At 62.5% G+C, this 23,760-nt stretch carries 20 protein-coding genes and 1 pseudogene; 8 read left to right on the top strand and 13 right to left on the bottom strand.

Annotated elements, in window-relative coordinates; all coding sequences use genetic code 11:
* Positions 1-23 precede the first annotated feature (23 nt).
* The 8 genes from ptsN to kdsD form a co-directional block, all read right to left on the bottom strand.
* Complete coding sequence (gene ptsN, locus AWB81_RS24805) at positions 24-515, bottom strand: PTS IIA-like nitrogen regulatory protein PtsN (RefSeq protein WP_327372399.1); 492 nt, start codon at positions 513-515, stop codon at positions 24-26.
* Between the two features lie 327 nt (positions 516-842).
* Positions 843-1,202, bottom strand: coding sequence for a ribosome hibernation-promoting factor, HPF/YfiA family (gene hpf, locus AWB81_RS24800; RefSeq protein ID WP_062639196.1), 360 nt, complete (start codon positions 1,200-1,202; stop codon positions 843-845).
* Positions 1,203-1,374: 172 nt separating this feature from the next.
* The gene (locus AWB81_RS24795) at positions 1,375-2,892 is read right to left on the bottom strand and encodes an RNA polymerase factor sigma-54 (protein WP_062639195.1); all 1,518 of its coding nucleotides are present in this window, start codon (positions 2,890-2,892) and stop codon (positions 1,375-1,377) included.
* Between the two features lie 147 nt (positions 2,893-3,039).
* The gene (gene lptB, locus AWB81_RS24790) at positions 3,040-3,807 is read right to left on the bottom strand and encodes an LPS export ABC transporter ATP-binding protein (protein WP_062639194.1); all 768 of its coding nucleotides are present in this window, start codon (positions 3,805-3,807) and stop codon (positions 3,040-3,042) included.
* Positions 3,808-3,818: 11 nt separating this feature from the next.
* Positions 3,819-4,508 (bottom strand): lipopolysaccharide transport periplasmic protein LptA, encoded by a 690-nt coding sequence (gene lptA / locus AWB81_RS24785; protein WP_062639193.1) that lies wholly within the window; start codon positions 4,506-4,508, stop codon positions 3,819-3,821.
* 30 nt (positions 4,509-4,538) lie between these two features.
* Entirely contained in the window at positions 4,539-5,141 is a 603-nt protein-coding gene (lptC, locus tag AWB81_RS24780) for an LPS export ABC transporter periplasmic protein LptC (protein WP_062639192.1), read from the bottom strand.
* A gap of 4 nt (positions 5,142-5,145) precedes the next feature.
* Positions 5,146-5,715 carry a KdsC family phosphatase gene (locus tag AWB81_RS24775; protein ID WP_062639191.1) on the bottom strand — a complete coding sequence of 190 codons (570 nt, stop codon included), beginning with the start codon at positions 5,713-5,715 and terminating at the stop codon, positions 5,146-5,148.
* The gene (gene kdsD, locus AWB81_RS24770) at positions 5,715-6,698 is read right to left on the bottom strand and encodes an arabinose 5-phosphate isomerase KdsD (protein ID WP_062639190.1); all 984 of its coding nucleotides are present in this window, start codon (positions 6,696-6,698) and stop codon (positions 5,715-5,717) included. The genes AWB81_RS24775 and kdsD overlap by 1 nt, the downstream gene beginning before the upstream one ends.
* 159 nt (positions 6,699-6,857) lie before the next feature.
* Between kdsD and AWB81_RS24765 the strand changes: the two genes are divergently transcribed.
* From AWB81_RS24765 to purU, 5 genes are all read left to right on the top strand, one after another.
* Positions 6,858-8,852: a monovalent cation:proton antiporter family protein gene (locus AWB81_RS24765; protein ID WP_062639189.1), complete on the top strand. Its 1,995-nt coding sequence runs from the start codon at positions 6,858-6,860 to the stop codon at positions 8,850-8,852.
* Positions 8,853-8,910: 58 nt separating this feature from the next.
* The gene (locus AWB81_RS24760; RefSeq protein WP_062639188.1) at positions 8,911-9,477 is read left to right on the top strand and encodes an adenine phosphoribosyltransferase; all 567 of its coding nucleotides are present in this window, start codon (positions 8,911-8,913) and stop codon (positions 9,475-9,477) included.
* A gap of 4 nt (positions 9,478-9,481) precedes the next feature.
* Complete coding sequence (locus AWB81_RS24755; protein ID WP_062639187.1) at positions 9,482-10,096, top strand: LysE family translocator; 615 nt, start codon at positions 9,482-9,484, stop codon at positions 10,094-10,096.
* Positions 10,097-10,191: 95 nt separating this feature from the next.
* Positions 10,192-11,037, top strand: coding sequence for an NUDIX hydrolase (locus tag AWB81_RS24750; RefSeq protein WP_062639186.1), 846 nt, complete (start codon positions 10,192-10,194; stop codon positions 11,035-11,037).
* 25 nt (positions 11,038-11,062) lie between these two features.
* Positions 11,063-11,932: a formyltetrahydrofolate deformylase gene (purU, locus tag AWB81_RS24745; RefSeq protein ID WP_062639185.1), complete on the top strand. Its 870-nt coding sequence runs from the start codon at positions 11,063-11,065 to the stop codon at positions 11,930-11,932.
* Between the two features lie 70 nt (positions 11,933-12,002).
* On the opposite strand, the gene AWB81_RS24740 is transcribed toward purU, so the two are convergent.
* Positions 12,003-13,088, bottom strand: coding sequence for an AI-2E family transporter (locus AWB81_RS24740; protein ID WP_062639184.1), 1,086 nt, complete (start codon positions 13,086-13,088; stop codon positions 12,003-12,005).
* Positions 13,089-13,236: 148 nt separating this feature from the next.
* Positions 13,237-16,110: an excinuclease ABC subunit UvrA gene (gene uvrA, locus AWB81_RS24735; protein WP_062639183.1), complete on the bottom strand. Its 2,874-nt coding sequence runs from the start codon at positions 16,108-16,110 to the stop codon at positions 13,237-13,239.
* 1,041 nt (positions 16,111-17,151) lie between these two features.
* Between uvrA and ltrA the strand changes: the two genes are divergently transcribed.
* From ltrA to AWB81_RS24715, 3 genes are all read left to right on the top strand, one after another.
* Positions 17,152-18,852 (top strand): group II intron reverse transcriptase/maturase, encoded by a 1,701-nt coding sequence (ltrA, locus tag AWB81_RS24725; RefSeq protein WP_062639221.1) that lies wholly within the window; start codon positions 17,152-17,154, stop codon positions 18,850-18,852.
* 318 nt (positions 18,853-19,170) lie between these two features.
* A complete protein-coding gene (locus tag AWB81_RS24720) occupies positions 19,171-20,373 on the top strand; it encodes an MFS transporter (RefSeq protein ID WP_087135173.1) in 1,203 nt (400 codons plus the stop codon).
* 125 nt (positions 20,374-20,498) lie between these two features.
* On the top strand, positions 20,499-21,038 hold the full coding sequence (locus AWB81_RS24715) for a single-stranded DNA-binding protein (protein WP_062639182.1): 540 nt from the start codon (positions 20,499-20,501) through the stop codon (positions 21,036-21,038).
* A gap of 206 nt (positions 21,039-21,244) precedes the next feature.
* Here AWB81_RS24715 and arsB read toward each other — a convergent pair whose 3' ends face one another.
* The 3 genes and pseudogenes from arsB to AWB81_RS24700 all read right to left on the bottom strand — a co-directional run bounded on the left by arsB (position 21,245) and on the right by AWB81_RS24700 (position 23,231).
* Positions 21,245-22,330 (bottom strand): ACR3 family arsenite efflux transporter, encoded by a 1,086-nt coding sequence (gene arsB / locus AWB81_RS24710; protein ID WP_062639181.1) that lies wholly within the window; start codon positions 22,328-22,330, stop codon positions 21,245-21,247.
* Positions 22,331-22,425: 95 nt separating this feature from the next.
* Positions 22,426-22,902 (bottom strand): annotated as a pseudogene (locus AWB81_RS24705) (ArsI/CadI family heavy metal resistance metalloenzyme); the annotation flags it as partial.
* On the bottom strand, positions 22,899-23,231 hold the full coding sequence (locus tag AWB81_RS24700; RefSeq protein WP_062639180.1) for an ArsR/SmtB family transcription factor: 333 nt from the start codon (positions 23,229-23,231) through the stop codon (positions 22,899-22,901). The pseudogene AWB81_RS24705 and the gene AWB81_RS24700, both read right to left, overlap by 4 nt.
* Between the last annotated feature and the right edge of the window lie 529 nt (positions 23,232-23,760).

The raw sequence follows: 23,760 nt of genomic DNA, 5'->3' as shown, positions 1-23,760 counted from the left end.
CATACGTGCTGCTGAAGCTGGATTTACGGCTGCCACTGCGTGAGCACCTGATACAGCGCTTCACGATTCTCTTCCTTGTTGAGGCGCTCGCGCGCTTGCGTGTCGGAGAGCAGTTGCGCGATCTCCGACAGGATTTCAAGGTGCTGCTGCGTGGCCTGCTCGGGAACGAGCAGGAAGATCAGTAGCGAAACGGGCTGGCCGTCCGGCGATTCGAACGCGATCGGCTCGGCCAGGCGCACGAACGCGGCGATCGGCTGCTTCAGACCCTTGATGCGCCCGTGCGGAATCGCGACGCCTTCGCCGAGACCGGTCGAACCGAGGCGCTCGCGTGCGAAAAGATTGTCGGTGACAGTACTGCGGGCGATGCCGTTCTGGTTCTCGAAGATCAGGCCCGCTTGCTCGAATACGCGTTTCTTGCTGGTGACGGTCAGTCCGAGGACGACGTTTTCGAGTGGAAGAAATTTGGCTAAACGATTCATGTTGGCAGGCTGATGCGTGGCCTGAATTCTCCTCATCGTGGCGACTGATCGAAAAGCGCTCACGGCGATGTTTGGGAGGAACAGCGCTCGCTGGCGCGGTCCGGTTGTGGAATTCGATAATAACCGGTTCATTATATGACAGCGCAACCGGTGATGGTGCAGCGCGCCATCGACTTCCGGCACCTTTTCGCACCGGTCAAATCGCCCGGAAATCAACGACTTGAAACCGGCATCCAACAAAAAAGCCGCCTGGGTTCAGGCGGCTCGTGCCAGGGTTGCACCCTTCCGTTGCCGTGTCACGAAATTCGAATAATCCCTCGAATTATTGCGCGACGCATCCGGCCCTTCGATCGGCCGGCAAGATCACGGCGACGGGGCTTCGAGTTCCTGCGGCTCCGCACGATACTTCGCGGCCTCGTGCGCGTGGCCCTGAATCTTGTCCTTGTGCTTGATGACCTGCCGATCGAGCTTGTCGACCATCAGGTCGATCGCTGCGTACATATCAGCGTCACAACTCTCGATGAAAATGTCCTTGCCCTTCAGGTGCAGGTTGATTTCCACCTTTTGCCGCTTGTCCTTTTCCCTATGATTGTCGACCGAGAGGACCACATTGCCGTCGATCACTTGATCGAAATGACGGAGCACCCTGTCGAGTTTGGTGATCACGTACTCGCGCAACGCAGGCGTCAATTCGAGGTGGTGTCCACTGATCTTCAGATTCATAGTTGCTCTCCAAGCTAGTGGCCGTGGATCGCGGCAGCGCGGCTGATACCGGTCGGCCCTGCTGCCCGTTTGCTACGCCGTCCGGGCGCGCGTGAAAAACGGGTCGCATCGGCCGGCTCGTTCGCGCTTACCGCGATGCGGCCGGTAAAGGCCCGCTGCGAAATGCAGCGGGCTACAGAGACTTGCGCAGATTCACCGCGGGGATTTTCAGAGCTTCGCGATACTTCGCGACAGTGCGCCGCGCGACCACGAATCCCTGTTCCGCCAGCAGTTCGGCGATGCGGCTGTCTGAAAGAGGAGATTTGGGGTCTTCCGCTCCTATCAGTTGCTTGATGAGGGCCCGGATCGCCGTTGACGATGCCGCGCCTCCAGTGTCGGTCGAAACGTGCGATCCAAAGAAGTACTTAAATTCAAGCGTCCCGAATGGGGTGAGCATGTACTTTCCGGTCGTCACACGTGAAACCGTCGACTCGTGTAAACCCAGCGTATCAGCAATTTCCCTCAAAACCAAGGGCCGCATGGCAATTTCGCCATGTGCAAAAAAGTTCTTTTGGCGCTCCACAATTGCCTGCGCGACACGCAGAATCGTCTCAAACCTCTGCTGAATATTCTTGATGAGCCAGCGCGCTTCCTGAAGCTGCTGGCGCAATGATCCGCTGCCCGGATCGCCGCGGTTATTGCGCAGAATGTTCGCGTACAGATGGTTGATTCGCAGGCGCGGAACGATTTCCGGATTCAGTTCGGCCGTCCAGCCGCCCGTGGTCTTGCGCACCAGAATGTCCGGCACGACGTAATCCGCCTCGCTCTTGCCATACGCCGCGCCAGGAAACGGTTCGAGCGACCTGATGAGCGCATGCGCGTCGCGCAGGGCGTCGTCGCTGGCCTTCAGTTGCTTGCGCAGGCGAGTGAAGTCGCGCGCCGCGAGCAGTTCGAGATGATGTGTGACGATTTCCAGCGCGAGCGTTCGGGTAGGCGACGGATCGAGCCGAAGCAATTGCAGCTTCAGGCATTCCGACGCCGACCGCCCGCCGACGCCCGGCGGATCGAAGCTCTGCAGGAGCGCGAGCGCGGCGCTGAGTTCGTCGACATCGACTTCGAGTTCTTCAGGCAAATCTGCCTGCACTTCCTCCAGCGACGAGGTCAGATAACCGTCCTCGTCGAGCGATTCGATCAGGAACGTGATCAGCGCGCGGTCGCGCTGGTTCGCCTGCGTCATGCGCAATTGCGCGGTCAGGTGATCGCGCAGCGTGGTGGTGGATTCGTGGATTTGCAGCGGCGGCAGGTCGTCGTCGTCCGAGCCGGTGTTCGAGCGGCCGTAGTCTTCCAGATTCCACGAATTGGAATCCGCGCCGCCGTCCGCGCCGATGCCGTTGTATTCGTCGACGCCCTGCGGCTCGCCGCTTTCCGATCGTTCGGACGTTGACGTGCTGCTCGTCGAGCCGTTGTTCATCAGCGGCTCGGGCGGCGCGCTCGACGTGTTCGCCGAGGTGATGAGCGACCCATCAGCGGCGACGCGCAGCGGACTGGCGATCCAGTCGTCCTCGTTTTCGAGGAGCGGATTCTGCGCGACCGCCATCGCGACCTCTTGTTGCAGTTCGAGCGTCGACAACTGCAGCAGCCGGATGGACTGCTGCAGTTGCGGGGTCAACGCAAGATGCTGCGATAGGCGGAGTTGGAGGCTGGCTTTCATGGCAAAGTTTTAATCATTGTAGAGAGTTTGCCACGCGCGCGAAACCTCGCGGGGTTTCACAAAAACAGCCGTGCCGCCTCGCGGGCGGCACGTAAGATTTGCAACGTCGCGATGCCGCAGTGCAGTATATCCGCGGCAGCACACCGATCACATGCGGAAGTGCTCGCCGAGATACACGCGGCGCACGCTTTCGTTCTCGATGATCTCGCTCGGCGCGCCCGCAGCAAGCACGCTGCCGTCGCTGATGATGTACGCGTGGTCGCAGATGCCGAGCGTTTCACGCACGTTGTGGTCCGTGATGAGCACGCCGATGTTGCGCTGCTTCAGGAACTTGACGATCTTCTGGATTTCCAGCACGGCGATCGGATCGACGCCCGCGAACGGTTCGTCGAGCAGGATGAAGGCTGGGTTGGTCGCGAGCGCGCGCGCAATTTCGACGCGCCGCCGCTCGCCGCCCGAGAGCGAGAGCGCCGGATTGTCACGCAGATGCGCGATCTGGAGTTCGTCGAGAAGCGCTTCGGCGCGCTGGGTGATGGCGTCCTTCGTGAGCCGCTTGCCGGACTCGCTGGTTTGCAGTTCGAGCACGGCGCGAATGTTCTGCTCGACGGTAAGCTTGCGGAAAACCGAGGCTTCCTGCGGCAGGTAGGACAGCCCGAGCTTCGCGCGCTGGTGAATCGGCAGGAGGCTGATCGAGGTGCCGTCGAGCGCGATTTCGCCCTCGTCGAGCGGCACCAGACCGACGATCATGTAGAACGACGTCGTCTTGCCCGCGCCGTTCGGGCCGAGCAGCCCGACGACTTCGCCGCTCTTCACGTCGAGCGACACGTCCTTCACGACCGTGCGCGAACCGTAGCGCTTTTTCAGATTGCGGACGGCGAGCGAACTCGATTCACCGGCCGGCTTGCGGTGGGGCATGGCGGGTGCGTTCACTGCTGCGGCGTTCCCTGAATGGTGGTGGAAGGAGCGAGCGTGGCCGGGCCGCCAGTGAGCGGCGCGGCGCTGCCATTGCGCGGCGACAGCATCGCGCGCACGCGGCCGGTCGGGTTGCCCGGGCCGGCGACGTCGGAGCCCGCCTTCGCGGTGTAGAAGTCCTTCTGGCCGTCGTAGGTGATCACGCTGCCGTGGACTTCGTCCTGGATCTTCGTCAGGCCGACCAGCCGGCGTACGACCGCTCGGGTCGTGAGCGTGGTCAGGTCCTGCTTGCCGTCGTAGTCGATACGCACGGCATTGCCTTCGATGTATTCGTCGACGCCGTCGCGCTTCTGGCGGAAGTACGACAGGTTGTTGCCGGTCGAGGTGCCGGTCGCGTACTGGTAGCCCTGCGGATCTTGCGTCACTTCGACACGATCGGCCTTGATCACGATCGTGCCCTTGGTCGCGACGACGTGCCCGATGAAGATGTTCTTCTGCTTCAGGTCGTCGTAGGACATGTTGTCCGCTTCGATGTTGAGCGGCTTGTCGCGGTCGGCGCGTTCCGCGTGGGCTGCCGGGGCGAAGCCCGTGAGCGGCAGCGCGACGAGTGCGGCCGCGAGCCCGAGCTGCGCGGCGCGTCGCGCGCGGCGCGCAAGCGCCTGGCGCGGACAGCCGGAATCGGGACGAGGGAACGTTTCGTTCATGCAGTCACACTTGGGATGGGATTGCCGGGATTACTTGGAAGAGCCGCCGTTGATATCGGACGAGGCGATCGCGCCGCGCACGTTACCAAAGAGCTTCATTTCCCGGGTCACGTTGTTGTAGTTCATGCCGTTGGCGGTCATCACGGACGGACCGCGCTGAAGTTTAACCGGCTTTTCCGTTTCGATGACATCGTCATTGACGAAGATACGGAAATGCTCGGAATCGGCCTGCATCTGCGGATCGCCGTAGCCGGCGACGCGCAGAATCCGCGCGTTGTCGTAAAGATCGACGATCGAGACGTCGCCATTCACGGTGCCGCGCTCGGATGTCGCGGTCACTTGCGGCTTCTGCGGCTGGAACATGCGCATCGCGGGCAGCGTGAGGTCGCTGTTCTCGTCGTCCTCGTAATGGACCATCGACTTCGCGGTCAGGCGGTATTGCGTCGTGCCGGTCGAGTCGAGTTCGGAGACGGAGAAGTTGTCGGCGAAATAGTCCGCCGTGTGGCGCTTCGGCTGCTCGGGCGCCGGAGCTGACTGCGGCAGCGTCGCCTGCAAGAGCCAGTACGTGATGCCCGCGAGCGCGGCCACCGCGACGAGCGGCAGGAGCGAAGTGAGCCGGGTGGGGCGCTGCATCGCGTCAGGCTCCCATCGCGGCGGCGAGCAGTTCGTCGTAGCGATGCTGCGCGCGCACGATCGCGTCGCACACTTCGCGCACCGCGCCGTGGCCGCCGCGCGCTTCGGCGACCCAGTGCACGCGCCGGATCACTTCCGGATGCGCGTTGGCCGGAGCGGCAGCGAAGCCGGCGAGGCGCATGACGGCGAGATCGGGCCAGTCGTCGCCCATGTAGCCGCATTCGGAAGCGGCGATGCCGGTCTTTAGCAGCAGTTCGGCGAGCGCGACGGTCTTGTCTTCGACGCCCTGATAGAGATGCGTGATCGAGAGTTCGCGCGCACGTGCCGCGACGATGCCCGACTGGCGCCCGGTGATGATGGCCGTCTGCACGCCGATTTTTTCCAGCAGCTTCACGCCATAGCCGTCGAGCGAATTGAACGACTTCATCGCGTCGCCGTCGGCGGTGAAGAAGAGGCTGCCGTCGGTGAAAACGCCGTCGACGTCGAAAATCATCAGCTTGATGCGGCTCGCGCGCTCGGCGGCCGTGCCCGTGGCGGGCGGCGCTGCGCTTGCGGCGGAAGGCTTCTGCGCCATCAAATCACCTTCTTGGAGAAGAGGTCGTGCATGTTCAGGGCGCCGATCAGCGTCGCGTTTTCGTCGACGACCAGCATCTGATTGATGCGGTGGCGCTCCATCAGTTCCACGGCCTCGACCGCGAGGTGGTCCGGAGCGATCGTGCGCGGACTGCGCGTCATGACGTCGACGAGCGGCAGCGCGCGGAAATCGCCATCGCGTTGCAGCACGCGGCGCAGGTCGCCATCGGTGAAAATGCCTTCGACGTGGCCGTTCGCGCTCACGACGGCCGTCATGCCCATGCGCTTGTCGGTAATCTGGAAGAGCGCGTCGGCGACAGTCGCATCGAGCGGCACTTGCGGCACTTCGTCGCCCACGCGCATCACATCGCGCACGTAGGTGAGCAGGCGCCGGCCGAGCGCACCGCCCGGATGCGAGCGCGCGAAGTCGTCAGGGCCGAAGCCGCGCGCGTCGAGCACCGCGACCGCGAGTGCGTCGCCGAGCGCGAGCGCCGCGGTCGTGCTTGCAGTGGGCGCGAGATTCAGCGGGCAGGCTTCCTTTTCGACGCGCGCGTTCAGATGCACGTCCGCGAGTTGCGCGAGGCTCGATTCGGGACGGCCCGTGATCGCGATCAGCTTGGCGCCGAGGCGCTTGATGAGCGGCAGGATCGCGACGAGTTCTTCGGTCTCGCCCGAGTTCGACATCGCGATGAAGATGTCGTCGGAGGTGACCATGCCGAGGTCGCCGTGGCTGGCTTCGGCGGGATGCACGAAGAACGCGGGCGTGCCGGTGCTCGCGAGCGTCGCGGCGAACTTGCGCGCGACATGGCCCGACTTGCCGATGCCCGATACCACGACGCGGCCGCGGCAGCCGAGCAGCAGTTCGACGGCGCCGGTGAAGTTGTGGTCGAGAAGATCTGCAAGCCCGCGGACGGCGTCGGCTTCGATGTCGAGTACGTTGCGAGCCAGCGCGAGTGCCCGGTCGCCATTGATTTTCGCTATCATGCGCGGAGTATAGCAAAGGCGTTTCTTCGCCGCGCCGGACTACCGGCGGCTTCTCCGCCGCTCATCCGCCCCCCGAAAGGCCTGCCGCCAAAGGCCATCCCCGAGAACTGCGCGCGTGCCCCGCGAGCGGTTCCGCCGACAAACGAGGACGCTAGACGGATGACATCGCCGCTCGAAATGACTCTGTTGCTGCTGCTGTGCTCGGTGGCGGGAGTCGTCGTGTTCCGGTTTCTGAACCTGCCGCCGATGCTCGGCTATCTGGCGGTCGGCATCGTCGTCGGGCCGAATGCGCTGCGCATCGTGCCGGACAGCGAAGGGGCGCAGCATCTCGCCGAATTCGGCGTCGTGTTCCTGATGTTTTCCATCGGGCTGGAATTCTCGCTATCGAAATTGCGCGCGATGCGCCGCATTGTGTTCGGACTCGGCGCGTGCCAGGTCGCGGGGACGATCGCGCTCGCGCTTCTCTTCGGGTGGATCGCGAGCTTCTGGATGCACATGTCATGGCAGGCGAGTTTCGCGCTCGGCGGCGCACTCTCGATGTCGTCGACGGCGATCGTCAGCAAGCTGCTCGCCGAGCGGCTCGAACTCGAAGCGGAGCATGGCCGCAACATCTTCGGCGTGCTGCTGTTCCAGGATCTGGTCGTCGTGCCGCTGCTCATCATCATCGCGGCGTTCGGCAACGGCCAGTCGTCGCAGCTTGCGATGTGGCTCGGCATCGCGGCCGTCAAGATCGTCGTCGCGCTGACGGTGCTGCTCTTCATCGGCCAGAAGTTCATGACGCGCTGGTTCGATCTGGTCGCGCGGCGTCGCTCGCAAGAACTCTTCATGCTGAACCTGTTGCTGGTTACGCTCGGCGCGGCGTTCATCACCGACAAGTTCGGGCTGTCGCTCGCGCTCGGTGCGTTCATCGCGGGCATGCTGATCGCCGAGACGCCTTACCGGCATCAGGTGGAAGAGGACATCAAGCCGTTTCGCGACGTGCTGCTCGGCCTCTTCTTCGTGACGACAGGCATGCTGCTCAATCCGCGCGTGATCTGGGAACATCCGCTCCTCGTGCTCGCGTTCCTGATCGTGCCGATCCTGCTGAAGGCCGTGATGATCACGGGGCTCGCGCGGCTCTTCGGCGCGCGGCCGGGTGTCGCGATGCGCACGGGCCTCTATCTCGCGCAGGCGGGCGAATTCGGCTTCGTGCTGCTGAACCTGATCCTGGATGCGCATCTCGTCGAGCCGGTGCTGCTCCAGGCGATCCTCTCGGCGATGCTGCTCTCCATGCTCGCCGCGCCGTTCATCATCCAGAACGCGGACCGCATCGTGCTTCGGCTGTCGTCGACGGAATGGATGCTGCAGTCGCTGCAGATGACCAAGATCGCGACGCAGAGCCTCAAGCAAAGCGGCCACGTGATCATCTGCGGCTACGGCCGCGCCGGGCAGAACCTCGCGCGGATGCTGGAGCACGAAGGCTTGTCGTACGTGGCGCTCGACCTCGACCCGGATCGCGTCGCGGCGGCCGCGGCGGCGGGCGAAACGGTCGTGTTCGGCGATGCCGGGCGGCGTGAGTCGCTGCTCGCCGCGGGCCTGCACCGCGCGGCGACGGTCGCGATCACTTACGCGAACACGCCTTCCGCGATGCGCGTGCTGCACAACATCCACGAGCTTCAGCCGACGCTGCCCGTGATCGTGCGCACCGTCGACGACGCCGATCTCGAAAAGCTGATTGCGGCGGGCGCGACGGAAGTGATTCCGGAGATCGTCGAGGGCAGCCTGATGCTGGCGTCGCATACGCTCGTGCTGATGGGTGTGCCGATGCGGCGCGTCGTGAGGCGCGTCGAAGAAATGCGCGACGAGCGCTACAGCCTCCTGCGCGGCTATTTCCGCGGCGCCGACGACCTCGACGACGACGATGGCCACGAGCAGGTGCGGCTACAATCGGTGCCGATCGACGAGAACTCGGATGCGGTCGGCCAGACGCTCGAAACCCTCGGGCTCGTCGGCGACGGAATCGAAGTGACCGCGATCCGGCGTCACGGCATCCGGGGCGTCGAGCCGGACCCCGAAACCAAGCTGCGCGCGAAGGACATCGTCGTGTTGCGCGGCCTGCCCGAAGTCCTCGCGCAGGCCGAGGAGCGGCTGTCGCGCCATCGCCGCGCCGCCTGAACTTTCACGTTTTATTGCGAACGCGCGCATCCAGAGCGCCGTTTTGCCCGGAGACACCATGTCGAGCATTCCATCGACCGCCACGCGCGAGGCCGCGCAATTCATCAAGGACCGCGTGCGCACGATCGACGACTGGCCGCAGCCGGGCGTGCAGTTCCGCGACATCACGCCGGTGCTGCAGGACCGGCGCGCGCTGCGCACGCTGATCGACCTGTTCGTGCAGCGCTATATCGATGCGAAGCTCGACACCATCGCCGGACTCGACGCGCGCGGCTTCATCATCGGGCCGATTCTCGCGTATGAGTTGAGCCTCGGCTTCGTTCCGATCAGGAAGAAAGGCAAGCTGCCGTACAAGACGCTGGCGGAGTCGTACGAACTGGAATACGCGAGCGCGACGGTCGAAATCCACGAGGACGCGGTGAAGCCGGGCGATCGCGTGGTGCTCGTCGACGATCTCGTCGCGACCGGCGGCACGATGATGGCGGGCACGCGCCTGCTCAAACGCCTGGGCGCGACAGTGGTGGAAGCCGCGGCGATCATCGATTTGCCGGATCTCGGCGGCTCGGCGCTGCTGCGCGAGGGCGGCGTGCCGCTCTATACCGTCTGCGAGTTTGCGGGGCAATGAAGCGATGCCGAATTTCCTGCTCTTTCTCGCCGCGTCGGTCGCGATAACCGTCGCGCCCGGTCCCGACAATCTCCAGGTGCTCGCGCGCGGCATTTCTCAAGGGCGCGCGGCCGGGCTCGTCGCGGCGCTCGGATTTGCCGCCGGCATCAGTTTCCACACGACGCTCGCCGCGCTCGGTGTCGCCGCGCTGCTGCGCTCGTCGCCGGTCGCGTTCGAAGTGGTAAAGCTCGCGGGCGCCGCCTATCTCGTGTGGATCGGGTTCAAGGCGCTGTCGAGCCGGGGGCTCGCCACTGCGCACGAACGTCCCGCGCAGGCACTATCGACCGTGTTCCGGCAAAGCGTGATCGGCAACATGCTGAATCCGAAGGTGACGCTCTTTTTCATCGTCTTCCTGCCGCAGTTCGTCATTCCGCGTGGCGGGCAGAGCGTGATGCTCCAGATGTTCGAACTCGGCGCGTTGTTCATGTTGCAGACGGTCGTCGTGTTTTCGGTGTTCGGCATCTGCGCCGGGATGATCGGCGCGTGGCTCAAGCGCCGGCCGCGCGTGGGCGTGTGGCTCGACCGGCTCGCGGGGGCTACTTTCATTGCACTCGGGATTCGCGTCGCGCTGAAGGACTGAGCGGCGGCGCATCGCCGTGAGCCGCCCGGCCGCGCACGCTACAATTGCCGGCTTTGCCCTGTCGCCATTCGCTGCCTGGCGCCGCCGGAGTTTCCATGTCCCTGCCTTCGATTGCCGCCGCCCGCCGCTTCGATCCCGCCGCCCATCAGCCGTTTTTTATCGGCGAGGAGCGCGTCGGCTGGATCCGTCGCGGGGATGTCGCGCTGCTCGCGCGCTGGCCGGACGTCTTCGATATCGACGTTTCCTCGGTCCGGCTGTCGCGCGCCTTCGACACCGTCCACGCCCGCAGCGCTGCGCTCGGCGCGGTGATCGGCATGCTTGCCGCGGAAGGCCGCATCCCGGGCTGGCGCGACGAGACCTACGCGATCCGCAACGACTTCGACGCCGCGCCGCTCGCGTTCATCGAGCGCGCCGCATCGCGCTTCTTTGGGACGATGACCTACGCGGTGCATCTGAACGGCATCGTAGAATATGACGATAGCGCGCCGCAGTTGTGGATCGCACGCCGCAGCGAGACCAAGGCGACCGACCCCGGCATGCTCGACAACGTCGTCGCGGGCGGTATCGGCTGGGGGATGGGAATCGAGGCGACGCTCGCGAAGGAATGCTGGGAAGAAGCAGGCATGACGCCCGAGCTGGCGGCGCGAGCGACCCGCGGCGGCACGTTCCAAGTGCGGCAGACGCTGCCCGAAGGCACGCAGGCGGAACAGATCTTTGTCTTCGACGTCACGCTGCCCGCCGATTTCGCGCCGCGCAACCAGGACGGCGAAGTCGGCGAACACCGGCTTTCGCGCATCGACGAAGTGGCACGGTGGATCGAAGAGGGCGCGCTCACCGTCGACGCAAGTCTCGCGACGCTCGATTGCCTGCTGCGGCGCCGCTGGATCGACGAGGAAGCCTGCGAAGGCATCGCGGCGATCTACGCTTCGCCCGAGTTTTAAATATCACGCCAGGAGTTACCGGTTCATGTCGACCGAACATAGTTTCATTCTGAAGTTGTCCTGCCCGGACCGGCCCGGCATCGTGCATGCGGTGTCCGGGTTCTTGTTCAACCTCGGCGGCAATATCCTCGATTCGGCCCAGTTCGGCGACAGCCACACCGGCGAATTTTTCATGCGCGTGCATTTCCAGCAGGTCGGCGGCGATCCTGGGCTGGAGGCGTTGCGCAAGTCATTCACCGAACTCGCCGATGAGTTCGGCATGCGCTGGGAATTGCACGACGCGTCGGTGAAGCCGCGTGTGGTGATCATGGTGTCGAAGATCGGGCATTGCCTGAACGACCTGCTGTTTCGTTATCGCACCGGCCAGTTGCAGATCGAGATTCCGGCGATCGTCTCGAATCACAAGGATTTTTATCAGCTCGCCGCGAGCTACGACATTCCGTTCCATCATCTGCCGCTGACGTCGTCCACGCCGCAGGCGAAGGCCGCGCAGGAAGCGCGCGTGATGGAAATCGTCGAGCAGCATGACACCGATCTCGTCGTGCTCGCGCGCTACATGCAGATTCTGTCGCCGCAGATGTGCGAGAAGCTCGCGGGCCACGCGATCAACATTCACCACTCGTTCCTGCCGAGCTTCAAGGGCGCGAAGCCGTATTACCAGGCATTCGACCGCGGCGTGAAGCTGATCGGTGCGACCGCGCACTATGTGACGACGGACCTCGACGAAGGCCCGATCATCGAGCAGGAAGTGGAGCGCGTCGATCACAGCATGGCGCCGGATCAACTGACGGCGATCGGTCGCGACGTCGAATGCGTGACGCTCGCGCGTGCGGTGAAATGGCATGTCGAGCATCGCATCGTGCTGAACGGCAGCAAGACGGTGGTGTTCCGCTGAGTCTTGCCGTTGCAATGAAAATGGCCGCCTTTTCAGGCGGCCATTTTTTTCGCGCAGCGCTTATCGGACCTCAAACCAGCCGCAGATAAATCAGTTCGCGCTTGATGTACGCGTAGAAGATCGGCGCGGCGATCACGCCCGGCAAGCCGAACGCCGCTTCCATCGCGAGCATCGCAAGCAGCAGTTCCCACGCGCGCGCCTCGATCTGTCCGCCGATGATCCGCGCGTTCAGGAAGTATTCGAGCTTGTGAATCAGGATCAGGAACGCGAGCGACGCGACCGCCGTCCCGAACGACACGGACAGCGAAATCGCGACGATGATCGTGTTCGAAATCAGATTGCCGATCACCGGCAGGAGGCCGACGATGAACGTAACCAGGACAAGCGTCTTCGAGAGCGGCAGGCGCTCGTGAAAGATCGGCAGCGCGATCAGCAGGTACATCGCGGTGAACACGGCGTTGATCGCCGAAATCTTGATCTGCGCGAAGACAATGCGGCGGAAGGCGTCGGAAAAGCGCGTGACGCGGGTGACGAGCGCGGTGGAAAGCGGCAGCCGGTGCGTGGACTTCGGCGCGCCCACCGCGATGATCGCGCCAATGATCATGCCGATCAGGATATGCCCGAAGCCGCGCGCCATTTCCTTGCCGCCCTGCTGCAATTGCTCGGCGTGCTGGTGCATCAGCTGAGTGGCTTTGTCCTTCATCTGCTCGGAATCGACGGGAAGATAGTTGCCGACCCACTCCGGCACGCGAAGACGGGCATGCGACGTGATCGTCAGCAACTGGTCGAGCAGCTTTTGCAGGCTCGGGACGTCGTGCTCGAAATGCTCGATGGTGGCGATCGTCGCGCCCGTCAGCGCGCCGATGATCACGGCGGAGAGCAACACTACCGCGACGAGCCGCGCGCGGCCGCTCGTCATCCGCTTCTCGATGAACGGCGCGATCATGTGCACGAGTTGATAGACGAGCATCCCCGCGAGCAGGCCGCCGAGCAGCTTCAGTTGCAGCACGAGATACATGGCAAGAAACGCCACGAGATAGCTGCCGATTTCCACCGCCGACAGCTTCGGCAAGCTCATGTCGCTCGTCAGTCTGACCGGCCGGGCGGGCAGGTCCCGGACCCGCCGCTCGTCGGGCGCTTCGTTGCGCTTTGCCATGACCGCTTCCCATCTCCTGACGCCAACAGCGTTTATCACCGCCACAACCCGGAGGATGCGGCTCATTTTCGTCGCTCGCTCGTGTAGCCGGGCTCAAGTCGCCCCGCGCCGCCGTGCATGACGCTCAGGCTACACACGAGGCTGCAAATCAGGCCGCCGATTTCGCCCGTCGCAATAGCGGTGCCAGATATCGGCCGGTAAAACTGGCCTTCGACTTCGCGACCAGCTCCGGCGTCCCCTGGGCGATGATCTGCCCGCCGCCGGCTCCGCCTTCCGGACCGAGGTCGATGACCCAGTCGGCGGTTTTGATCACGTCGAGATTATGCTCGATGATGACGACAGTATTGCCTTGATCGCGCAGCCGGTGAATCACTTCGAGCAACAGCGCGATATCGTGGAAGTGCAGGCCGGTGGTCGGTTCGTCGAGGATATATAGCGTCCGACCGGTGTCGCGCTTGCTCAGTTCCAGCGAGAGCTTGACGCGCTGCGCTTCGCCGCCCGACAGCGTGGTCGCCGACTGGCCAAGGCGAATATAGCCGAGCCCGACGTCGAGCAGCGTCTTCAGCTTGCGCGCGACGACCGGCACCGGCCTGAAGAACTCGTGCGCCGACTCGACGGTCATGTCGAGCACTTCGCTGATGTTCCTGCCCTTGTACTGGATGTCGAGCGTCTCGCGGTTGTAGCGCTTGCCGTGGCAGACGTCGCAGGGCACGTAGACGTCGGGCAGGAAGTGCATTTCCACCTTCAGCACGCCGTCGCCCTGGCACGCCTCGCAGCGCCCGCCCTTGACGTTGAACGAGAAGCGGCCGGGATCGTAGCCGCGCTCCTTCGCCGCCGGCACGCCCGCGAAGAGTTCGCGGATCGGCGTGAACAGGCCCGTGTACGTGGCCGGATTCGAGCGCGGCGTGCGGCCGATCGGCGATTGATCGACGGCGATCACCTTGTCGAAATGCTCCAGCCCTTCGATCGATTCGTAGGGTGCGGGCTCCGTCGCGGAGCCGTACAGGTGCTGCGCGACCGCGTGGTAGAGCGTGTCGTTGATGAGCGTCGACTTGCCCGAGCCGGACACGCCGGTCACGCACGTCAACAGGCCGACCGGCAGATCGAGCGAGACGTTCTTGAGATTGTTTCCATATGCCTCGATGATGCGCAGTCGCCGCTCGTCGGGCGCGGCGCGCTCCGCGGGATAGCCGATGGTGCGCTTGCCGGACAGATACTGGCCGGTGACCGAGTTCGGATCGTTCTGGACCTGCACCGGGGTGCCCTGCGCGACGATCACGCCGCCATGCTCGCCCGCGCCCGGCCCCATGTCGACGACGTAATCGGCCATGCGGATCATGTCCTCGTCGTGCTCGACGACGATCACCGAATTGCCGATGTCGCGCAGATGCTTGAGCGTGCCGATCAGCCGGTCGTTGTCGCGCTGGTGCAGGCCGATCGACGGCTCGTCGAGCACGTACATGACGCCGGTGAGCCCCGAGCCGATCTGCGACGCGAGCCGGATGCGCTGCGCTTCGCCGCCGGAAAGCGTTTCCGCGCTGCGTTCGAGCGACAGATAATCCAGCCCGACGTTATTCAGGAACGACAGCCGCGCGACGATTTCCTTCACGACCTTGTCGGCGATCTCGCGCTTCGCGCCTTCGAGGCGCAGCGTCTGGAAATAGCCGAGCGTGTCGCGCAAGGGCCAGCCGCTCACTTCGAAGATGCCGCGAGCGTCGTCGCCGGCGCCGACCTTCACGTGGCGCGCTTCCCGGCGCAGCCGCGTGCCTTCGCACGCCGGGCACGGCTGGTTGTTCTGGTACTTGGCCAATTCCTCGCGCACCGCGGTCGAATCGGTTTCGCGATAGCGGCGCTCCAGATTCGGGATGATCCCTTCGAACGCGTGCTCGCGTACCGAGGTCCGGCCGCGCTCGTTGATATACGAGAACGGGATCAGCGTCTTGCCCGAGCCGAACAGGAGGATTTTGCGAACTTTCTCGGGCAGATCCTCGAAAGCCTGCTCGATGTCGAATTCATAGAACGCCGCGAGACTCTGCAGCATCTGGAAATAGAACTGGTTGCGCCGGTCCCAGCCCTTTACGGCGCCCGCCGCCAGTGACAGCGACGGATGCGCGACGACCCGCTTCGGGTCGAAGAAGGTGATCTGGCCGAGTCCGTCGCATTCCGGGCACGCGCCCATCGGATTGTTGAACGAGAAGAGGCGCGGCTCCAGTTCCTGCAGCGAGTACGAGCAAATGGGGCAGGCGAACTTCGAACTGAAAAGCTTCTCGCGGTCGGTGTCCATTTCGAGCGCGATCGCGCGGCCGTCAGCGAGACGCAGCGCCGTTTCGAACGATTCCGCGAGCCGCTGCTTCATGTCGGGGCGCACTTTCAGCCGGTCGATGACGACGTCGATCGTGTGCTTGTCGTTCTTCTTCAGCTTCGGCAGCGAGTCGACTTCATAGATCTTCGCGACGCCCTCGTTCGCCGTGCCGCCGCCCGAGCGGATCCGGAAGCGGATGAAACCCTGCGCCTGCATCTCCTCGAAGAGCTCGACGTGCTCGCCCTTGCGGTCCGCGACCACGGGCGCCAGGATCATCAGCTTGGTTTCCTCGGGGAGCGCGAGCGCGGCGTCGACCATTTGCGAGACGCTTTGCGCTTCGAGCGGAATGTGGTGATCCGGGCAATACGGCGTGCCGACGCGCGCGTACAAGAGGCGCAGATAGTCGTGAATTTCCGTGACGGTGCCGACCGTCGAGCGCGGATTGTGGGACGTGGCCTTCTGCTCGATCGAAATGGCGGGCGAGAGGCCCTCGATCAGATCGACGTCGGGCTTTTCCATCAATTGCAGGAATTGCCGGGCGTAAGCCGACAGACTTTCGACATATCGGCGCTGGCCCTCGGCGTACAGCGTGTCGAACGCGAGCGACGACTTGCCCGACCCGGACAGGCCCGTAATCACGATCAGCTTGTGACGCGGCAGGTCGAGACTGACGTTCTTGAGGTTGTGGGTGCGAGCCCCACGAATACGGATTTCTTCCATGAACCGGGCGGAAAGTGAGGGGGCTAAACCTGCTACTATAACGACTTTTGTGCGACACGCACCGTTCGCTCACGACACGAGCATCGACGATCCACACCCCTCTAACTGGGGGTTTGGGGGCGTATTCCCCAAACATTGTGAATGCATCTGTCAGGACCTCCTGACAATGCCATGTACTGAGTTGGTCACCGCCATCTCCCGCCTCTGTCAGCGGCTTCATTTACCGCTGACAAAGCGGAATGTCGTTTACTACTCCCGTCCACTTCCGTGCGACTGGGATTCACATTGATGCGAGCGAAAGCTCGACCTGCCATTGTTCCACGCTTCTGCCGGACTCCCTTCACCTGGGAATGTGGTGCGAAGTATAAGGAACCCGCTATACGACTAGCGGTAGCCTAGGAAGACATGCGTCACTGGCAACGGTGAGGTGTGAAGCTTTTCCGACAATGTAGCCCCCGGTAGTTCGGGCAGACTCAAGCCGTGAGGCGTGCGTCTGGATACTCTTAGCAGCAATGGGGTTGAGGAGCTAGGCTGACTGATACGGTTAACACACGTGAACTGCTGATAAACCTCGTGATTATAAAAATGCCTAAGCTGCTGCTGGCATTGACCAAACGGTACGCGGTCGGATATCTCGCTAGAAGTTCGGGATACGTCGTCAATAGACCGCCGGGGGAGAGGCAGAACCTAACTCAGTCTTGTGGCAGGTCGGGAACGTGGTAAGCCCGTACTTTCGCCGGGCAGCTTGCTGGCAGGCGGACCGCAAGGGACGCTGTTGATTGTGCGGGTATGGGAGGACGGAAAAAGCGAATGTCGGGTTGTAATGATCCGAATAGGAGTTGTGACATTACTCCACGCGAAAGCGGGCAGACTTCCGTCTGGTCTACCGTCGCAAGATGGCTGACTGACCCTTAGTACCTTGGATAGGTGTGGATGCATGCGTCCATACTGAGTATCAATGTTTGTCCCCAGCGGGGTGTGTCTCCCCCACTGGGGGAGACGCGCCTTCTGCTTGAGGACTTTTCCGAGCAGGAGAGCAGCATGAAAGTATCCGGTCGAAAGACTGGATCTGCGCTTTCCCACGCGCCGGGAGACTGGTACGCCGTAGATTGGCGTCGGGTCGAACGGAACGTGAGGGGAATGCAGATTCGAATTGCGAAGGCGACGCGGGAAGGCAAATGGCGCAAGGTGAAAGCCTTGCAACGGATGCTGACCCGCACGTTGTCCGCGAAGCTTTATGCGGTACGACGTGTTACGCAGAACCAGGGTGCGCGAACGGCGGGAGTCGATCGCGAGCTATGGGATACGCCTGAAAATCGACGGCTTGCCGTCGATCGGTTGAAGCGGCGCGGATACCGGCCTTTGCCTTTACGGAGGGTCTTTATCCCCAAGGCCAATGGGAAGGAACGCCCTCTGGGCATTCCGACCATGCATGACAGGGCGATGCAAGCTCTGTACTTGCTGGCTTTGGAGCCAGTAGCGGAGTCAACGAGCGATCCGAACTCTTACGGGTTCAGACAAAATCGCTCTACGGCCGATGCTATGGGTCAGCTACGCGTTTGCTTGTCCCGGAAGGATTCGTCCCAATGGGTCTTGGAAGCGGATATCAAAGGCTGCTTTGACTACATCAATCACGATTGGCTGGAGCGCAATGTCCCAATGGACACGGCGATTCTCCGGAAGTGGTTGAAGGCTGGCTTGATCTACAAGGGTCAGCTACAGGCGACCGAGGCCGGTACGCCACAGGGAGGCATCATCTCCCCGACGTTAGCCAATGTGACACTGAACGGGCTGGAACGAGAACTGGACGCGCACCTCCGTGCGCAGTTTGGGGTCGCCAAAGCCAAGAAACTGAAGATCAATTTGGTGCGCTATGCGGACGACTTTGTCATCACCGGGGTCTCGAAAGAGATCCTGGCGACCGAAGTCCGACCTTGGATTGAAGCTTTCCTCGCAGCTCGGGGATTGCAGCTTTCGGAAGAGAAAACGCGGATCACCCACATTGACGACGGTTTCGATTTCCTTGGCTGGAACTTCCGGAAGTACGCGGGTAAGTTCCTGATCAAGCCGAGCAAGAAAAACGCGCAAGCGTTCTATCGCAAGGTTTCGGAAACGATCAGTGGCAACAAAACGGTGAAGCAAGAGAATTTGATTCGCTTGCTCAACCCGATGTTGCGCGGATGGGCGCAGTATCACCACTCGGTCTCAGCGAAGCGGGCGTACAGCCGCATGGAGCATTTGGTCTTCCAGAGGCTCTGGCGGTGGTCCAGGCGGCGACACCCCCAAAAGAATTCCGGCTGGGTGCGAAAGAAGTACTTCCACTCGGTAGGGGAGCGACAATGGGTTTTCGCCGTTCCATTGGTGCGCGCCGATGGTAGTAAAGGACTGCTTGACCTGTACCAGATCAGCGGTATGGCCATCAAGTGGCACACAAAGATCAAAGGGGAATTCGATCCGTTTGATCCTACGTGGGAGCAGTACGGCGAGAAGCTGCGGCAGGGTCGCATGTGGGAGTCAATGCGATACCGAAAGCAGTGGGCGGGGTTGTATATGTCACAGGGCGGCCATTGTGCGCACTGTGGTACAGCTCTGACCGAGGAGACGGGCTGGCACGACCACCATCTGGAGTATCGGATGCATGGCGGTACGGACGCCCTTGCAAATCGCGTATTGCTCCACCCGCACTGCCACCAGCAAGTGCACGCTGGTAGAATAGCTGTAACTAAACCGGTCCTGCCGTAGGCAGGGCTTTGCAGTAGGCTTGAGCTGTATGCGGGGAAACTCGCACGTACAGTTCTTAGGGGGCCCCTCTTTCCGCAAGGAAGAGGGGCCCCCTACCCAAGGGCGCCGTACCCGCGCCCGAGAGCGCCAGGCAAGCGCCGGAAGGGCTGCTCGAAGGAGATCCGGCGGGCTTTCCGCGAAGATCCCGCCGGCCGCCCGGTGCGCCAGTGCAGTGCGTCCCATATTGCCGTTTCGACCGGGAACAAGGCGGCCGCGCCCGGGTTTCATCGAGCTTCTGCGCTTCGGGCCAACGCGTTTCCCTTACATTTCCCGCTTCTGATGTCCAATCCGTCTGCCACGTCTTCACGTCTGAGCGCACCCGAATTGCGCGCGACCGTGTCGCTCGCCGCGATCTTCGCGCTGCGGATGCTCGGCCTCTTCATGATCATGCCGGTGTTTTCGATCTACGCGAAAACGATCCCCGGCGGCGACAACGTGTTTCTCGTCGGTCTCGCGCTCGGCGCGTACGGCGTCACGCAGTCGATGCTCTATATCTTCTACGGCTGGGTCTCGGACAAGTTCGGCCGCAAGCCGGTCATCGCGTTCGGCCTGATCGTGTTCGCGATCGGCAGTTTCGTCGCGGCCGTCGGCCATTCGATGACGTGGATCATCGCCGGACGCGTTATCCAGGGCATGGGCGCGGTGTCGTCGGCGGTGATCGCCTTCATCGCCGACCTCACGTCGGAGGAAAACCGCACCAAGGCAATGGCGATGGTCGGCGCGAGCATCGGCGTGTCGTTCGCGGTGGCGATCGTGGGCGCGCCGATCGTGTTCCACTGGGTCGGCATGAGCGGGCTTTTCACGGTGATCGGCGTGCTGTCGATTCTCGCGGTGGGAGTCGTGCTGTGGATCGTGCCCGATCCGCCTACGCATCCCGTCCACGTGAAGGCGCCGTTCGCTGAGGTGCTGCACAACGTCGAACTCCTGCGACTGAACTTTGGCGTGCTCGTGCTGCACGCCACGCAGACGGCGCTTTTTCTCGTCGTGCCGCGCATTCTCGAAGCGGGCGGCCTGCCGGTCGCGTCGCACTGGAAGATTTACCTGCCCGTGATGGGGCTCGCATTCGTGCTGATGGTGCCCGCGATCATCGCCGCCGAGAAACGTGGAAAAATGAAGAGCGTCATGCTGAGCGCGATCACGCTTATCCTGATCGGCCAGTTGTTATTGGGCGCCGCTCCCCATACGCTATCGTCGGTGGCCGCGATTCTGTTCGTCTACTTTCTTGGCTTCAACGTGCTGGAGGCTTCGCAGCCGTCGCTCGTGTCGAAGCTGGCGCCCGGCACGCGCAAGGGTGCGGCGGCCGGCGTCTACAACACGACCCAGTCGATCGGGCTCGCGCTCGGCGGCGTGATCGGCGGCTGGCTGCTGAAGGTGGACGGGCAAAGCTCGGTGTTCTTCGCGTGTTCGGCGCTGGTGCTCGTGTGGCTCGTGGTGGCGGCGAACATGAAGGCGCCGCCGCGCAAGGTCCAGCGCACGGTTTAATCGCAGTCAAAGTCAATCAGATTCAAGCCGGTGCGGCGACGACAAGCGAAACTTCAGAGCAGCGAAGTCATTCGCGCATCGCGCGGCGCGGCCGGCGGCAAAGTATCGTATCAACAGGAGAAATCATGGCATCCGTCAACAAGGTCATTCTCGTCGGCAATCTGGGCGCCGACCCGGAAACCCGCTACCTGCCAAGCGGCGACGCCGTGGCCAACATTCGTCTCGCGACGACAGACCGCTATAAGGACAAGTCGTCCGGCGAAATGAAGGAACTCACGGAGTGGCATCGCGTGTCGTTCTTCGGGCGGCTCGCGGAAATCGTGAACGAGTATCTGAAGAAGGGTTCGTCGGTGTATATCGAGGGCCGCATCCGCACGCGCAAGTGGACGGATCAGGCCGGGCAGGAACGCTATTCGACTGAAATCGTCGCTGATCAGATGCAGATGCTCGGCGGCCGTGGCGGCGCGGGCGGCGGAGACGACAGCGGATACAGCCGCAGCGCGCCTGCGGAACGCAGCGGTGGTGGTGGTGGTGGTGGTGGCGGCGGTGGCGGTCGCGCGCCGGCGGGCGGCCGTCCGACAGGTGGCAGCGGCGGCGGATCAAGCCGCCCGAGCGCGCCGGCTGGCGGCGGCTTCGACGAGATGGACGACGACATTCCGTTCTGACCTGTAGTAGTAAAAAACGGTCAATATCAACCCCGCCTTTGCGCGGGGTTTTTATTTATCTATCTGGAATTGCGGGCGCTTCCCGACCCGCAACAAATGCGGTGCAGCTTCTCGCTGTCGGAAATGTCGACGTGCGTGGCGGCCGGATTGGGCAGATTCGAATGCAAACGAGACTGACGAGCGTGGCTCGTCGATCACTGAGATCGTCACAAACGTTGCTGAATGGATGGGCCAGCGGCCTCATACCAGCGTTGCGAGCGATTGACGACACCCACTACCAGCAGCATGACCGGCACTTCGATAAGCACCCCAACGACCGTCGCGAGTGCCGCGCCCGAGTGAAAGCCAAACAGGCTGATGGCGGTGGCGACCGCAAGCTCGAAGAAATTGCTCGCTCCGATCAGGCTCGACGGGCCGGCGACGCAGTGTGCGACACCCAGGCGGCGATTGAGCAAATAGGCGAGCCCGGAATTGAAGAACACCTGAATCAGGATCGGCACCGCGAGCATCGCGATGACAAGGGGTTCTCTGACGATCGCTTCCCCCTGAAAGCCGAACAGGAGCACGAGCGTCGCGAGCAGCGCGCAAATCGACCACGGTCCAAGGCGTACCACTGTGCGCTTGAAAAAGGCTTCGCCCCGGGCGAGCAGACGCTTGCGCAGCCATTGGGCGGCCATCACCGGAATGATGATGTACAGGCCGACCGAGACGATCAGCGTGCCCCACGGCACCGTGATCGAGGAAAGCCCGAGCAGCAGCGCAACAAGCGGGGCGAACGCGACGACCATGATCGCGTCGTTCAGCGCGACCTGCGAGAGCGTGAAATACGGATCGCCCTTGCACAGTTGCGACCACACGAAGACCATTGCTGTACAGGGCGCAGCCGCAAGCAGAATGAGACCCGCGATGTAGCTGTCGAGCTGATCCGCAGGCAGGCAGGCGGCGAACACATGGCGCACGAAGATCCAGCCTAGCAAGGCCATCGAGAAGGGCTTGACGAGCCAGTTCACCAGCAAGGTCACACCGATGCCGCGCCAATGACTACCGACTTGGGCGAGCGCGGAGAAGTCGATCTTGACCAGCATCGGAATGATCATCACCCAGATCAGGACGCCCACGGGGAGGTTGACCTGCGAAATCTCCATTCGGCCGATCGCATGAAAGAGTCGCGGAAAAATCTGTCCCAGCCCAATGCCGGCCACGATGCATAACGCCACCCAGACCGTCAGGTAACGCTCGAAGACGCCGATTGCCGGCGCGGCCTTGTTGTGCGTGGTGTCCGTCGTGCTCATGTGCGTCCTGGACAGGTCAGTCGACGATTGCGCGCATCCCGGTCTGAATTGCCTTGCGATCCGGCATACGGAGTGGCAGGTTCGACAACCGGGGCACACGCGTCATGATCTGCCGGCAGACCTTGTTGAATACTGGGTGATGAGGGTTTCGGCAGGGAACAGCACGCAGCAGCTTCGGCCGATCGGTTGCGAGACTGGCCGTAGACGGGCGCCGCTTCGAGCGTATGGAACGTCTCCCACGCCACGCCTTGCGGATCCAACGTCCATGCCTTCTCCGACCGTGCGTAGCAGCATGTCGTGTCCTCCTGGATCTGAACAGGCAGGCGAGCCGACGCGAAGCGCGCGTTCATCTCAGCCAGTTCCTCCGCGTTCTCGACCTGGATGCCGACGTGATCGACGCCAAACGGCGCACCGCGCTGCGAAATTGCAAAGTTGACGGCTGGATCCGACAGTTCCCATTTGCAGTAGTCGGGCTTGCGCGTTGTCGGCGCTACATTGCCGAACAAGGCGCTATAGAAGCGCACGCTCTCATTGAGATCCTGAACCGACACGTGAATGTGGATGCGCTTCATGCTGAATCTCCGCAGCAGTTTGACGGGTCGCTTGCCGCGCAAGGAGCGCCTGCGCAGCAGTTCTCCGTCAGGAAGCCAATCAAGCTGTTCATGGCATCGAAGTTGGCTGAATAGAAGACGAAGCGGCCCCCTTGCCGCGCGCTGACGAGCCCGGCATGTGCGAGGTCCTTGAGATGAAATGACAGGCTCGAAGGCGCGAGTCCAACTTGCTGCGCAATCTCGCCTGCGGCCATGCCGTTGGGTCCAGCGACCACCAGAGTTCGGAAGATCGTGAGGCGCGCTTCATGAGCGAGCGCGCCGAGCGCGCGTACGACGAGGTTTGAGTCCATGCCTGCAACGATAGCTCATTAATTTCGACATTTCAATAAATATAGAAATGACGTTTGGGCGCACGAGAGACGGGCGGAATCATGGGACGCGGATTGTGGGGCGACCAGACTGAGCCTCAAAGCCGTGCTATGTGCATCGACGACGGAGAGGCCTGCGCCTGACCCATTCGACGATTCGCAATGCCCAAACGGTTCATCATCCGCGGCGTCGAATTCTGCTGGAATATTACGAAAAAACTAAACAGAACCCGTCTACGTCGCTATACATTCTTGAGAATCCTGTGACGCAATCGCCTAGTGATTTTTTAGACTTCGACTCGACAAATTTTTACGCACTCTTAACTGCCTGCTTCGAACTATAAAAACATTCTGAGTTGTCTTAAAACGAAGTGTTCGCTCGGATTTCCTAATAAAATTTTCAGCGTGCGACAGTTACTAAGTCGAAAAAAAGTAGCCGGACATGGTTCATGCTGCGTAACGGACTGACGGATGTTGAAACATCGATCGGATCAAAGCCGGGATTTTCTGC

Source organism: Caballeronia arationis (assembly GCF_001544975.2).
Classification (GTDB): Bacteria; Pseudomonadota; Gammaproteobacteria; order Burkholderiales; family Burkholderiaceae; genus Caballeronia; species Caballeronia arationis.
The sequence above is the reverse complement of the archived record's forward strand: the minus strand, read 5'-3'. Positions and strand labels throughout refer to the sequence as shown.

Coding starts and splice junctions, on each gene's coding strand:
- ptsN (WP_327372399.1), bottom strand. CDS start 515: ATGAGGAGAATTCAGGCCACGCATCAGCCTGCCAACATGAATCGTTTA.
- AWB81_RS24775 (WP_062639191.1), bottom strand. CDS start 5,715: ATGGCGCAGAAGCCTTCCGCCGCAAGCGCAGCGCCGCCCGCCACGGGC.
- AWB81_RS24720 (WP_087135173.1), top strand. CDS start 19,171: ATGTCCAATCCGTCTGCCACGTCTTCACGTCTGAGCGCACCCGAATTG.
- AWB81_RS24750 (WP_062639186.1), top strand. CDS start 10,192: ATGTCCCTGCCTTCGATTGCCGCCGCCCGCCGCTTCGATCCCGCCGCC.
- kdsD (WP_062639190.1), bottom strand. CDS start 6,698: ATGATAGCGAAAATCAATGGCGACCGGGCACTCGCGCTGGCTCGCAAC.
- AWB81_RS24765 (WP_062639189.1), top strand. CDS start 6,858: ATGACATCGCCGCTCGAAATGACTCTGTTGCTGCTGCTGTGCTCGGTG.
- purU (WP_062639185.1), top strand. CDS start 11,063: ATGTCGACCGAACATAGTTTCATTCTGAAGTTGTCCTGCCCGGACCGG.
- uvrA (WP_062639183.1), bottom strand. CDS start 16,110: ATGGAAGAAATCCGTATTCGTGGGGCTCGCACCCACAACCTCAAGAAC.
- AWB81_RS24715 (WP_062639182.1), top strand. CDS start 20,499: ATGGCATCCGTCAACAAGGTCATTCTCGTCGGCAATCTGGGCGCCGAC.
- lptA (WP_062639193.1), bottom strand. CDS start 4,508: ATGAACGAAACGTTCCCTCGTCCCGATTCCGGCTGTCCGCGCCAGGCG.
- lptB (WP_062639194.1), bottom strand. CDS start 3,807: ATGCCCCACCGCAAGCCGGCCGGTGAATCGAGTTCGCTCGCCGTCCGC.
- AWB81_RS24740 (WP_062639184.1), bottom strand. CDS start 13,088: ATGGCAAAGCGCAACGAAGCGCCCGACGAGCGGCGGGTCCGGGACCTG.
- hpf (WP_062639196.1), bottom strand. CDS start 1,202: ATGAATCTGAAGATCAGTGGACACCACCTCGAATTGACGCCTGCGTTG.
- AWB81_RS24755 (WP_062639187.1), top strand. CDS start 9,482: ATGCCGAATTTCCTGCTCTTTCTCGCCGCGTCGGTCGCGATAACCGTC.
- AWB81_RS24760 (WP_062639188.1), top strand. CDS start 8,911: ATGTCGAGCATTCCATCGACCGCCACGCGCGAGGCCGCGCAATTCATC.
- ltrA (WP_062639221.1), top strand. CDS start 17,152: ATGAAAGTATCCGGTCGAAAGACTGGATCTGCGCTTTCCCACGCGCCG.
- arsB (WP_062639181.1), bottom strand. CDS start 22,330: ATGAGCACGACGGACACCACGCACAACAAGGCCGCGCCGGCAATCGGC.
- AWB81_RS24700 (WP_062639180.1), bottom strand. CDS start 23,231: ATGGACTCAAACCTCGTCGTACGCGCGCTCGGCGCGCTCGCTCATGAA.
- AWB81_RS24795 (WP_062639195.1), bottom strand. CDS start 2,892: ATGAAAGCCAGCCTCCAACTCCGCCTATCGCAGCATCTTGCGTTGACC.
- lptC (WP_062639192.1), bottom strand. CDS start 5,141: ATGCAGCGCCCCACCCGGCTCACTTCGCTCCTGCCGCTCGTCGCGGTG.